General features: G+C 60.5%; 9 protein-coding genes. 5 read left to right on the top strand and 4 right to left on the bottom strand.

Annotated elements, in window-relative coordinates; all coding sequences use genetic code 11:
- Positions 1 to 70: 70 nt before the first annotated feature.
- Positions 71 to 748, top strand: coding sequence for a Crp/Fnr family transcriptional regulator (locus tag B5526_RS06680; RefSeq protein ID WP_079537504.1), 678 nt, complete (start codon positions 71 to 73; stop codon positions 746 to 748).
- Positions 749 to 926: 178 nt separating this feature from the next.
- On the opposite strand, the gene B5526_RS06675 is transcribed toward B5526_RS06680, so the two are convergent.
- From B5526_RS06675 to B5526_RS06660, 4 genes are all read right to left on the bottom strand, one after another.
- Entirely contained in the window at positions 927 to 1,181 is a 255-nt protein-coding gene (locus tag B5526_RS06675; protein ID WP_079537503.1) for a hypothetical protein, read from the bottom strand.
- Between the two features lie 841 nt (positions 1,182 to 2,022).
- Positions 2,023 to 2,355, bottom strand: coding sequence for a hypothetical protein (locus B5526_RS06670; RefSeq protein WP_079537502.1), 333 nt, complete (start codon positions 2,353 to 2,355; stop codon positions 2,023 to 2,025).
- Between the two features lie 507 nt (positions 2,356 to 2,862).
- Entirely contained in the window at positions 2,863 to 4,437 is a 1,575-nt protein-coding gene (locus B5526_RS06665) for a fatty acid--CoA ligase (protein WP_079537501.1), read from the bottom strand.
- Between the two features lie 194 nt (positions 4,438 to 4,631).
- Entirely contained in the window at positions 4,632 to 5,504 is an 873-nt protein-coding gene (locus B5526_RS06660) for an SDR family oxidoreductase (RefSeq protein WP_079537500.1), read from the bottom strand.
- A 110-nt stretch (positions 5,505 to 5,614) separates the two neighbouring features.
- Here B5526_RS06660 and B5526_RS06655 point away from each other — a divergent pair, with 110 nt between their 5' ends.
- From B5526_RS06655 to ppc, 4 genes are all read left to right on the top strand, one after another.
- Positions 5,615 to 6,427, top strand: coding sequence for a crotonase/enoyl-CoA hydratase family protein (locus B5526_RS06655; RefSeq protein WP_079537499.1), 813 nt, complete (start codon positions 5,615 to 5,617; stop codon positions 6,425 to 6,427).
- Between the two features lie 109 nt (positions 6,428 to 6,536).
- Positions 6,537 to 7,667: an IS481 family transposase gene (locus tag B5526_RS06650; RefSeq protein ID WP_079537498.1), complete on the top strand. Its 1,131-nt coding sequence runs from the start codon at positions 6,537 to 6,539 to the stop codon at positions 7,665 to 7,667.
- A 196-nt stretch (positions 7,668 to 7,863) separates the two neighbouring features.
- Positions 7,864 to 9,411, top strand: a complete 1,548-nt coding sequence (locus B5526_RS06645) for an acyl-CoA synthetase (protein ID WP_079537497.1) — start codon at positions 7,864 to 7,866, stop codon at positions 9,409 to 9,411.
- 214 nt (positions 9,412 to 9,625) lie between these two features.
- Positions 9,626 to 12,421 (top strand): phosphoenolpyruvate carboxylase, encoded by a 2,796-nt coding sequence (gene ppc / locus B5526_RS06640; RefSeq protein WP_079537496.1) that lies wholly within the window; start codon positions 9,626 to 9,628, stop codon positions 12,419 to 12,421.
- Positions 12,422 to 12,465: the final 44 nt, after the last annotated feature.

The raw sequence follows: 12,465 nt of genomic DNA, 5'->3' as shown, positions 1-12,465 counted from the left end.
TGCGACCGCCGCCGTTGCTCGATCAGCCCGCGAGAATTAAATGACGTTCGTCGAGCCAAAGGAGGCTCCTATGGGAAAGCCAGCTAATGACGAGTTTGATGCGAAGGTTTTTCTCGCCAAAGTCGGATTTGGGAAAACGATCCTCGAATTTCACAAGAATCAGCACGTGTTCGAGCAAGGCGAGGTCGCGGACACGGTGTTTTACATTCAAAAAGGTAGGGTCAAGCTCACTGTCATGTCTGAGCAAGGCAAGGAAGCCGTTGTCGCAATTCTAGAGCCCGGCCAGTTCTTCGGCGAAGGCTGCATGAATGGTCATGCGCTTCGCATCGCTACCACGACGGCGATGGAAGATTGCCTGATCACGGCAATCGCGAAAGCCGCGATGATCGCCGCGCTTCATGACGAGCCGAAGTTTTCCGAGTTATTCATGACCTATCTTCTGACCCGCAACAGCCGGATTGAAGAGGACCTGATCGACCAGCTATTCAATTCGAGCGAGCGGCGGCTTGCGCGCCTACTCTTGTTGCTCGCCAATTTCGGCAAGGAAGGCAGCCCGCAGCCGATCAGTCCCAACATCAGTCAGGAAACTTTGGCGGAGATGATCGGCACCACCCGATCCCGCGTTAGCGCTTTCATGAACAAATTCCGCAAGCTTGGACTGATCAGCTACAACGGACACATCGAGGTCAACAACTCGCTGTTAAGCGCGGTCCTACATGAGAAGCCCTTACTAAAGGAGCGTGACTAGAAGCGATCCCGGTCCCAAAGAAACGGCCTCAGCGCGGGGGTACCTACTGAGGCCGTCATTCATCGAACGTCTTGGGTAACGCCATCCGTCGGGCAGCATAAGAGGCGGGGCGGGTCAGTAGTTTCGGGATTCCGAGCCGAACCAATAGACCCGCCCCTGTACTCGCGCCGTCACTTCATTACTTGCAAGTTTTGTCAGCCGCCAAAGCTGTTTGCGCTTCTGCCTGTGTCCGATGAGCAGCACCGATAACCTTCATGTTGCCACCAGCGGCAGGCTGGGCATTGACAACTTGACATTTCATCGTCCCCGTATCTTGAGCCAGGTAGAACGAGGAAGCGCCTGATGGCGGCGCTTGACCGACAGTTTTGTCCTGCGCGAATGAAGGTGCAGCGAATGCGAGACTAGCGACCGTCGCTAAAAGAATCTTCTTCATGGTGTCCCTCCCGTGATTTGGACAGGGAGCAAATAGAGTCAGCCGATATAGGTTCCTCGGGCGTGGCTCCTAATTCATTTGATTTTTTGAAAGTGAGCAATATTGACCAGCGGCCCTGGAACCTGAAGATCATCATGGTTCCAGCGCCGCCCCGCCATCGGCAGCCATCGGTGCCAGAGAGTCGGTAATGCTCCCGCCCAACGCAGGGAAGCGTCGTGGCCTCACCCCAACAATTCTCCGCTATTGAGCGCCCTCGCTGTTCGCGTTGCCAGGCGCGGATGATGCTGGAGCTCGTTTCAACGGGGCCTGTTGGGTTCGAACAGCGGTTGTTCGAATGCCCCAAGTGCGATCACGCTAAGATCAGCGTCATTGCAGCGGACCCTTTAAACTCAAGAGTCACCGGTTGGCTCGCTGGCGAACTCGGGATGCAGAGCTGAGGGCTGACTTCAAGGGAGCAACGCCATGCTCGACAAACAAAACCAAGGTCCGCAATGCACGTCTTGCGGTTCTCCCATGAGACTGACGGCGATTGAGCCGAGCATGTGGGGTCAAGACTTGCGAACGTTTGCTTGCCCACAATGCAACAGGAGTGAGCAGCACTTCATCGAAAGCGCTGTGACTGAGTCTTGGCTAGCGCCAAAGAAGTAAGGCCGCCTCAAACACTCGCATAGGATACTTCTGATCCTCGTTATCGTTATTTTGGTGCTGCTGTTTGGCAGCGGCGGATACTGGGGTCGCCGCAGAGGTCATTGCTAAGAATCGGAGGCGACATGAAGCGGTTATCAGTGAGACCTCGCGATGTTGTAAAGAAAAAGCCCGCGTTGCTGCGGGCTTTTTTGTATTACCAACCTCGGTATCCACCTCCGCCGAAGCCAAACGTTACGCTCGGACCGCCATAACCATAACTGTTGCCGTAACCGCCATAGTACGGACGCGGAGCGTAGCCGTAGCTGTTGCCGTAATATGGGCGGTAGTGACGATAGCCATAGTGACGATAGCCATAGTGGCGGTAGCCATAGTGGCGGTAGTGCCGACCACGCGAGCTGAAGTCAGTAGACTGCTGCGTTACATCGGTTGCGGCTTTCGCCTTCACCGTGTTGTCCGCCGCGTTTGCAGCGGAACCACCGAGCAGCGCGGCTGCGCCGACAGCAAATGCGATAGCTAACTTTTTCATTTCCTCACTCCAATAATAAACGTGTGCAGTGCTAATCATCACGGAGCTTCTAAGTTCCTCCGCGCAACAGGTAAATCAGGGACAGGTGCTTGAACACACGTTCATTAGATCGCGCCCACACTTCCGCTGTTGTGAAGGTTTTCGGACATGCCACGATGACCGGCTTGAGTCCGCTATCGGGGGCAAAGCGGACTAATACACAAGCCGTTGCACATCTACCGCCACCACCGCCGCTACCGCATCACCGAAGGCAGCGAGGAAATCCAGAAGCGGAAGGTGGCGGGATTCTTGTTCGGATATATGGGGGCGGGGAAGCACTGAAGGGGAGGGGCGCGCGCTTTATCAACCCGTCGTCCCTGCGAAAGCAGGGACCCATAACCGCAAGGGGTCGTTGTTACGAAAGCCGTCTCCCCGCATGCCAAACCGAGAAGCCGCGGCGTATGGATCCCTGCGTTCGCAGGGACGACACCGAATTTGCTCTCTCGCTGACGCCCGTTCCGACGACGTTTAATTCACCTGCCGATCTTTCCCCGCCCAATAGGGATCGCGCAGATGGCGTCGCAATATCTTGCCCGACGCGTTGCGCGGCAGCGCCTCGATAAAATCCACCGTCTTCGGCGTTTTAAAACCCGCAATGCGTTCGCGGGTGAAGTTGATGATGTCGGAGGCCGCCGCTTTCTTGCCTTGCTTCATCACCACGATCGCCTTGACCGCTTCGCCCCATTTGTCGTCGGGCACGCCGATCACGGCGACTTCGGCCACATCAGGATGGTCGCAGATCGCGCTCTCGACTTCGGCGGGATAGATGTTCTCGCCGCCGGAGATGATCATGTCCTTGATGCGGTCGTGGATGTAGAGATAGCCGTCGCTGTCCATGTAGCCGGCATCTCCAGTGCGCAGCCAGCCGTCGGCATCGAGCGCCCTGGCGGTCGCCTCGGGCAAATTCCAGTAGCCGGCCATGTTGGAGCCGGAGCGCGTCGCGATCTCGCCGACTTCGCCCGGCGGCAAACGTTTGCCATTGGGATCGACGATCGCGAGCTCGACGCCAGGCAGCGCCTTGCCGGCCGAGCGCATCCGCTCCAATCCCTCGACATGATCTTCCGGCGGCAGCGCCACGATGGTGCCGGTGGTCTCGGTCATGCCGTACATTTGGACAAAACCGCATTTGAATACTTCGATGCATTCCTTCAGAAGCGCCGCCGGAATCGGCGAAGCGCCATAGAGCATGTATTTGAGCTTCGCAAAGTCCACCTCGCGCGCACGCGGCTGCCGCACCACGAACTGCATCGCGGCTGGCACCATGAACAATTTTGTGATCCCGGACTGTTCGAAGAAATCCAGCACTTTTGTGGGATCGAACTCCCTCGCGATCACGCCCTTGGCGCCGTGATAGAGGCCCATCACGCCCCAGCCGGAGCCGCCGATGTGGAAGATCGGCATCGCCACCAGCGAGACGTCATCAGTCGTCCATTTATTCCATTCGGGCTTTTCGGCCTCATTACCGGTCTGCACCAGATTGAAAAAATTGGCATGCGACAGCATCGCGCCTTTGGGCTTGCCTGTGGTGCCGGAGGTATAGAGCTGGATCGCGATGTCCTTGCGGTCGATCGGAATTTTGGGATCGTCGCCGTTCTGCGCATCGCGCCAGGCGGTGTAGTCGAGCGATTCCGGCGCGCCGCCTTCGGTCGCAATCACGTAGCGCAAGTCCGGCAATTGCGGCTTGATATTGCGCACCAGCGTAACCAATTCAGGTCCGACGAACAACACCGGCGCCTTGCAATCGGCGACAATGAAGGCGACCTCGGGGCCTGCGAGCCGCCAGTTCACCGGCGCCATTACCACCTTGGCTTTGATCGCACCTAACAGCAGTTCAAAATAGATGTCGCTGTTCTTGCCGAGATAGGCGATGCGCTCGCCCGGTGCGATGCCGAGCGCGATCAGCGCGTTAGCAACGCGGTTTGTTTTGATATCGAACTCGACAAAACTGGTTGAGCGTCCCTCGAATTCGAAGGCGGTGGCGTTGCCGCGGCTCTTCGCCCGCGCGCGCACCATATCGGCAAGGTTTGCCGGTTCTTCGGACATGTTTCCCCCGTCGCTGTTTTGTTTTCGTTGCGCGGATTTTGGCGTTATCTCGCGCTAAAAACAATACAGTAACGTCGTCCCTGCGAAAGCAGGGACCCATACGCCGCGGCCCATCGGTAAGGCAATGGAGCTCGTTGCCTTCGTAAAATTAGCGGCGGTGGTTATGGGTCCCTGCTTTCGCAGGGACGACCACTTTATCCCCTTGCCGCCTTGTCCTTTTCGTTCTGCGCCTTGATCTGTTCCCGCGCCGCCGTCCAGTCGGCGTCCGACCAGTCGCGCAGTTGGTAGAAATTGCCGCCCATGGCGAGCGCCTGGGCGCCGTCCATGGCGATGGTCTCGCCGTTGATCCAGTCGCAGCCGCCGGAAATCAGGAACACCGCGAGGTTTTGCAGTTCTTCCATCTTGCCGACGCGGCCCATCGGGTTCATCGCTTTGGTGCGCGCGCCGGCTTCGTCGCCGGGCTTTATTCGCTTGCTCATGCCTTCGGTCGGAATCTCGCCGGGTGCGATCGTGTTCAGCCTGATGCCGTAGCGCCCCCATTCGGTCGCGAGCGACATGGTCATGGCGTGGATCGCGGACTTGCTCATTGCCGACGGCACCACATAGGGGCTGCCGTTGCGGACCCAGGTCACCGTGATCGACACCACATTGCCGCGTTGCTTTTCGGCGATCCACCGCTTGCCCACCGCATGGGTGACATAGAACGTGCCGTGCATCACGATATTGGCGACCGCATCAAAACCGCGCGGCGTCAAATCCTCGGTGCGCGAGATGAAATTGCCGGCGGCGTTGTTGATGAGGTCGGTGAGCGGGCCCTCGCGGAAAATGGTCTCGATCATCTCGTCGACCGCGAGTGGGTTGCGGATATCGACGCCGTGGCTCATGACCCGGCCGCCATGGAGGTCCATCAATTCGGTCGCGGTCTCGTCGCAGACGATTTTCCGCCTGCCGCAAATATGGACCTCAGCGCCCAGTTCGAGGAAGCGCGCCGCCATAGATTTGCCTAAGCCAGTGCCGCCACCGGTGACAAGGATGCGTCGGCCATTGAGAAGATTTTCGCTGAACATTGGATGGTTCCCGTCCCAAGGAAATATCTGTTAATTGGTTGATTGACTAAATCCGCCCGACGCCTTTCTGTAAAGCGGCAACAACGAAGAAGAACTGGGGAGAACTTCCGATGGAACAGCGGGTCGAGGTCACGATCTCAGCAGGCGTCGCCGACGTCCGCCTGGTGCGGGCGGACAAGATGAACGCGCTGGATGCCGCGATGTTCGACGCGCTGGTCGCCACCTCCGAGCGGCTCGCCCACGAAAAAAGCCTGCGGGCGGTGGTTTTGTCCGGCGAGGGCCGGGCGTTTTGTGCCGGTTTGGATATGGGCCGGTTCGCCGCCATGAAGGAAAGCGGCGGTAACGGGATAGCGGGCGGCGAGAAGCGCGACCTGACCGTGCGCACCCATGGGCTGGCCAATTTCCCGCAACAGGCGGTCTGGGGTTGGCGCCAGCTTCCGGTCCCGGTGATTGCCGCGATCCAGGGCGTGGCGTTCGGTGGCGGCTTTCAGCTCGCGCTCGGCGCCGACATGCGGTTTCTCAGCCCAGACGCGCGAATGTCGATCATGGAGATCAAATGGGGATTGGTGCCGGATATGGCGGGGACGCCGATCCTGGCCAGTCTTGTTCGCGACGATATCCTGCGTGAATTGACCTTTACCGGCCGGATCTTCTCGGCGCAGGAGGCGCTCGCTTACGGCCTTGCGACCCGGATCTGCGACGATCCGCGGGCGGCCGCCTTCGAGGTCGCCCGCGAGATCGCCGGCAAGAGCCCGGATGCCATCCGCGCGGCAAAACGCATGCTGAACAAGCTTTCCGTCGATCCGGGTCCTGCGCTACTCGCCGAATCCGTCGAGCAGCAGAAGCTGTTGGGCAGTCCCAATCAGACGGAGGCCGTGCACGCCAACATGGAAAAGCGCGCACCCCGCTTCGCCGACCTCTAGCCGCACTTCTCGTCATGGCCGGGCTCGTTATACGGCCCGGGGACATGGGTAACACCGTTCGGAGACATGGGTAACACATCGGCGGCATGGACAGGCTCAGGAGGCCGACATGCCGTGGCGCGAGGTGTCATTCATGGATCAGAGGAAAGAGTTCGTTCGGCTGTTCCGGCAGCCGGACGTAAACCGGCGGGAGCTGTGCCGTCGGTTCGGCATCAGTCCGAAGACTGGCTACAAATGGTTGGCTAGGGCGATTGCCGACGAGAAGGAATGGGCGCGGGATCGCTCCCGGCGTCCGTACGTGTCTCCAAAGCGAAGCCCCCAGGGGATCGAAGCGGCAGTTTTGGAGATCCGGGATGCGCATCCGGCGTGGGGCGCGCGCAAGATCCGCCGCCGTCTGGAGGACGAACTCGAGAGCGTACCGGTGGCATCGACGGTCCACGCCATTTTGAGCCGGCATGACCGCATCCCGCCACCTGCGCAGCCACCGCAATACACCCGCTTCGAGCATCCGGCTCCCAACGACGTCTGGCAGATGGACTTCAAGGGACGCTTCGCTCTGGGCGATCGACAGATGTGTCACCCGCTCACCATGGTCGACGACCACTCTCGCTATGCCCTGTGCCTACAGGCCTGCACCAATGAGCAGAGTGAGACGGTCCAGCAGCACCTCGAACAGACGTTCCGCCGCTATGGCCTGCCGAACGCGTTCCTGGTCGACAACGGCGTGCCTTGGGGCACTTGCTCTGAGGTCCGATGGACCAAACTCCGTGTCTGGTTGCTCAAGCTCGGCGTCGACGTTATCTACGCGCGCCCGCATCATCCACAGACCAAAGGTAAGAACGAGCGCTTCCATCGCACACTGAAGGCCGAAGTACTGTCCATGACGACATTCAGAACCGCGCGCGAGCTGCAGAAGGCATTCGACCGTTGGCGGCACGTCTATAATACCGAGCGTCCGCACCAATCCTTGAACTATGACGTGCCATCAAACCGGTATCGGCCAAGTTCCCGTTCATTGCCAGGCAAGCTGCGCGAGCCAGAATATGAGGAAGGGGCGATCGTGCGCAGGGCCAGCGCGCAAAAGGCCAACTTCCGCTTCGGTAAACGGCGCTGGCGCGCTCCGGAAGCCTTCCGTGGCGAGCTTCTGGCCATCAGGCCCCTCGCCACGGATGGCAAGTTCGGTGTCTTCTTCGGAGCTCACCAAATCGCATGCATCGATCTGCGAAATGATGTTCAATGAACCTGTGTTACCCATGTCTCCGAACGGTGTTACCCATGTCCCCGGGCCGTACACTCGTCCCGGCCATCCACGTCTTCGCTTTACGACAACCGAAGGAAGACGTGGATCACCGGGACATCCAGCGCGAAGACGCGCTTCGCGCTTTTGCCCGGTGATGACGGAAACACCAAGTGTTCTCCCACAATGAAAAAGAAAAATGAACGATAGAGAATCGCCTTTCCTCGGCGTTACCAGCGGCGAGCGGAAGCGCAGCCACGCCGAAATCGCCGGTCGCACTGAGCGTATCGCCGGCGGCTTGCACCGGCTTGGCGTCAAGCCGGGCGACAGCGTCTGCATCCTGATGCGCAACGACATCGCCTTCATCGAGGCGGCCTATGCCGCGATGCGGCTCGGGGCCTACGGCGTGCCGATCAACTGGCACTTCAAGCCGGACGAGATCAATTACGTGCTGAAGGACTCCGGCACGTCGGTGCTGATCGGCCATGCCGACATGCTGCATCAGTTGCGCGAGGTGATTCCCGCCGGAATTACCGTCCTCGGCGCCCCGACGCCGCCGGAAATCCTAAAGCAGTACAAGATAGACCCCGACCATCTCGGCATGCCCGATTTTGCAATCGACCTCGAATCCTGGCTCGAGCGGCAGGCCCCCTATGACGGCCCGGCGCTGCCGCAGCCGCAGAACATGATCTACACCTCGGGCACGACGGGCCATCCCAAGGGCGTCCGGCGCAATGCACCGACGCCCGAGCAGAGTGTTGCGGCGGAACGCCTGCGCACGCTGATCTACGGCTTGAAGCCGGGTGTACGGGCGCTCTTGCCGGGGCCGCTTTATCATTCGGCGCCGAATTCGTTCGGCCTGCGCGCCGGCCGCCTCGGCGGCACGCTGGTGCTGATGCCGCGCTTCGATCCGGAGGAATTTCTGCGGCTGATCGAGGTCGAGAGGATCGACACTCTGTTCATGGTGCCGACGATGTTCGTCCGGCTCATGAAGCTGCCGGAGACGGTACGCAGGAAATATGACACCTCCTCGCTGCGCCATGTCGTCCATGCCGCCGCGCCCTGTCCCGCCGATGTTAAGCGCGCAATGATCGAATGGTGGGGACCGGTGATCTCTGAATATTACGGCAGCACCGAAGCGACCGCCCTCACTTTTGCCAGTTCCGAGGATGCACTGAAAAAACCCGGCACGGTCGGCAAGATCCTTGACGGCGTCGAGCTGCGCTTTCTCGGCGAGAACGGTGACCCGCTGCCGCAAGGCGAGATCGGCGAGATTTATTCGAAGATCGTACAAAATCCGGATTTCACCTATCACAACAAGCCGGAAAAACGCGCCGAGATCGAGCGCGACGGTTTTATCACCTCGGGCGATGTCGGCTATATCGATGCGGACGGCTATGTCTTCATCTGCGACCGCAAGCGCGACATGGTGATCTCGGGCGGCGTCAACATCTATCCGGCCGAAATCGAGGCCGCGCTGCATGCCCTTCCCGGCGTGCACGATTGCGCGGTGTTCGGCATCCCTGACGAGGAATTCGGAGAGGCGCTGATGGCGGTGGTCGAACCGCAGGCCGGCGTAACACTGGATATCACCGACATCAGGACGCAATTGAAGACGTCGCTGGCCGATTACAAAGTGCCAAAACACGTCGAAATCCAAAAAAATCTGCCCCGCGAGGATTCCGGCAAGATCTTCAAACGCCGCCTGCGCGATCCCTATTGGGAAAGGGCGGGGAGGAGGATTTGACACGATCGGGATAAATAGCTGCCCCTCATGGTGAGGAGGCGCCCTTGCGCCGTCTCGAACCATGAGGCCCGTGGCCCATCCTTCGAGACGCGGCCAAGGGGCCGCTCCTCAGGATGAGGAACACCACCCGTATGGCCGCCCTTTTCTTACTCTTGCGCGAAACCCAAAAAATTGCGACTCAGTGGCTGCCGGGCACTTTCTGGAGCATCGCGCCATGTCACCCCAGATCATGCCTTCCGATACTGAGCTCAGGTCCAATCGCGCCGACGAAGCGCAGGCGCTTGAAGAAGATGCCCGGCTGCGGAATGACATCCGGCTGCTCGGGCGCATTCTCGGCGACACCGTGCGCGACCAGGAAGGCGCCGACGTGTTCGACCTGGTCGAACGCATCCGGCAGACCTCGATCCGGTTTCACCGCGACGACGACCGGCCGGCGCGGCGCGAGCTCGAAATCATCCTCGACAGCATGTCGATCAGCCAGACCTTGCGCATCGTGCGCGCCTTCAGCTATTTTTCGCATCTCGCCAATATCGCAGAGGACCAGAACAACATCCGCCAGATGCGGACGCGCTCCGACAATGGCGGCGCGCCGCGCTCGGGAACCTTGGCGCAGACCTTGGCGCATGCGCGGACCGCCGGCATCAGCACTGCCGACCTGCGCAAGTTCTTCGCAACCGCCCTGGTCGGTCCGGTTCTGACCGCGCACCCGACCGAAGTGCGCCGCAAGAGCACCATCGACCGCGAAATGGAAATCGCCGCGCTGTTGGACCGGCGCGAACGCATCCAGCTCACCCCTCAGGAGATCGAGGCCGACGACGAGCAGTTGCGCCGCGCTGTGTTGACTTTGTGGCAGACCAATCTGTTGCGCCGGACCAAGCTCACCGTGCTCGACGAGGTCGCCAACGGCTTGTCGTTCTACGACTACACCTTCCTGCATGAGGTGCCGCAGCTGCACTGCGCGCTCGAGGACCGGCTCAACGAGGGCGATAGCGCGGCCTCCGAGCTCGCCTCGTTCTTAAAGATGGGAAGCTGGATCGGCGGCGACCGCGACGGCAACCCGTTCGTCACCGCAGACGTGATGCGCGGAACGCTGAAGATGCAGTCGAGCCGCATCGTGCGCTTCTATCTCGAGGAACTGCATTTGCTCGGCGCCGAACTGTCGCTGGCGGCGCATCTGGCTGATGTCTCCAAGGATCTGCGCGCGCTCGCCGAGCGTTCGCCTGATACCTCGCCGCACCGGAGCGGCGAGCCTTATCGGCTGGCGGTATCCGGCATCTACGCCCGGCTCACCGCGACCGCCGCGCGGCTGGATGTGGAAACCATGCGGCCGCCGGTCGGCGCCGCCGCGCCCTATGCTGATGTCGGGGAGTTCAAGGCCGATCTCGACGTCCTGCATCGTTCGCTGATCTCGAACAATTCGCGCGTGATCGCGCGCGGACGGCTGCGCTATTTGCGCCGCGCCGTGGATTGCTTCGGTTTCCACCTGGCCCGTCTGGACATGCGGCAGAATTCGGCCGTGCACGAGCGTACGGTCGCGGAATTGATCGACGCGGCCATGCCCGGCATGTCCTATCTGGCGCTCAACGAAGAGGCGCGGATCGCGCTTCTCACCTCTGAACTGCGCAATGCGCGGCCGCTGACGTCAGCCTTCGTGAAATACAGCGAGGAGACCGTGGGCGAGCTCGCGGTGTTCCACGCCGCCGCCGAGGCGCATGCCAAGTTCGGCGCCGACGTGATCCCCCAATGCATCATCTCGATGTGCAAGGGGGTCTCCGACATGCTGGAAATCGCACTGCTGCTCAAAGAGGTCGGCCTGGTCGACCCCTCGGGCCGCAGCGCGATCAATATCGTGCCGCTGTTCGAGACCATCGAGGATTTGCAGGCCTCGAGCGGCATCATGGACCGGATGCTGTCGATGCACGATTACCGCCGCTTGGTGGATAGCCGCGGCTCGGTGCAGGAGGTAATGCTCGGCTATTCCGACAGCAACAAGGACGGCGGCTTCGTCACCTCGGGCTGGGAGCTCTACAAGGCCGAGATCGGTCTCGTCGACGTGTTCGAGCGCCACCATGTGCGCTTAAGGCTGTTTCACGGCCGCGGCGGTTCGGTCGGCCGCGGCGGCGGGCCGAGCTACGACGCCATCATTGCGCAGCCGGGCGGCGCGGTGAACGGCCAGATCAGGATCACCGAGCAGGGCGAAATCATCTCCAGCAAATATTCCAACGCCGAAGTCGGCCGCAACAATCTGGAAATTCTCGCCGCCGCCACGCTCGAGGCCAGCCTGTTGCACCCGCGGCAGAACGCGCCGCGGCACGAATATCTCGAAGCGATGGACCAGTTGTCGGCGCTAGCCTTCAAGGCCTATCGCGGGCTGGTCTATGAAACCGAAGGCTTTGCCGATTATTTCTGGGCGTCCACCGTGATCACCGAAATCGCCACGCTCAACATCGGCAGCCGGCCGGCGTCGCGCAAGAAAACCCGCGAGATCGAGGACCTCCGCGCGATCCCATGGGTGTTCAGCTGGGCGCAATGCCGGCTGATGCTGCCGGGATGGTACGGTTTTGGCAGCGCGGTGGAGGCCTGGATCAAGGAGCATCCCGACAAGGGCATGCCGTTCCTCAGAGAACTCTACCGCGATTGGCCGTTCTTCCGCACCCTGTTGTCGAACATGGACATGGTGCTGGCGAAAAGCTCGATCGCGATCGCCTCGCGCTATGCCGAGCTGGTGCCGGACAATGCGCTGCGCGAAAAGATTTTTGGGCGCATCCGACAGGAATGGCAAACCTCGATCGACTTGCTGCTCGACATCATGGCGCAGGAGCGGCTGCTGCAGGGCAACCCGCTCTTGGAACGCTCGATCCGCAACCGCTTCCCCTATCTCGATCCGCTCAACCACGTGCAGGTCGAGCTGTTGAAGGAGCATCGCGCGCAAAATCCCGATGAACAGGTGCTGCGCGGCATCCAGATCACCATCAACGGGATTTCGGCGGGGCTGAGGAATAGCGGGTGATTTGAGACGCGAATAGCGAATGGCGAATAGAATAACCCTATTCG

This window comes from Bradyrhizobium lablabi (assembly GCF_900141755.1).
GTDB lineage: Bacteria > Pseudomonadota > Alphaproteobacteria > Rhizobiales > Xanthobacteraceae > Bradyrhizobium > Bradyrhizobium lablabi_A.
Note: the sequence above shows the minus strand (reverse complement) of the source record. Positions and strands in the feature narration are given on the sequence as shown.

Coding starts and splice junctions, on each gene's coding strand:
- B5526_RS06650 (WP_079537498.1), top strand. CDS start 6,537: ATGCCGTGGCGCGAGGTGTCATTCATGGATCAGAGGAAAGAGTTCGTT.
- B5526_RS06670 (WP_079537502.1), bottom strand. CDS start 2,355: ATGAAAAAGTTAGCTATCGCATTTGCTGTCGGCGCAGCCGCGCTGCTC.
- B5526_RS06675 (WP_079537503.1), bottom strand. CDS start 1,181: ATGAAGAAGATTCTTTTAGCGACGGTCGCTAGTCTCGCATTCGCTGCA.
- ppc (WP_079537496.1), top strand. CDS start 9,626: ATGTCACCCCAGATCATGCCTTCCGATACTGAGCTCAGGTCCAATCGC.
- B5526_RS06665 (WP_079537501.1), bottom strand. CDS start 4,437: ATGTCCGAAGAACCGGCAAACCTTGCCGATATGGTGCGCGCGCGGGCG.
- B5526_RS06680 (WP_079537504.1), top strand. CDS start 71: ATGGGAAAGCCAGCTAATGACGAGTTTGATGCGAAGGTTTTTCTCGCC.
- B5526_RS06660 (WP_079537500.1), bottom strand. CDS start 5,504: ATGTTCAGCGAAAATCTTCTCAATGGCCGACGCATCCTTGTCACCGGT.
- B5526_RS06655 (WP_079537499.1), top strand. CDS start 5,615: ATGGAACAGCGGGTCGAGGTCACGATCTCAGCAGGCGTCGCCGACGTC.
- B5526_RS06645 (WP_079537497.1), top strand. CDS start 7,864: ATGAACGATAGAGAATCGCCTTTCCTCGGCGTTACCAGCGGCGAGCGG.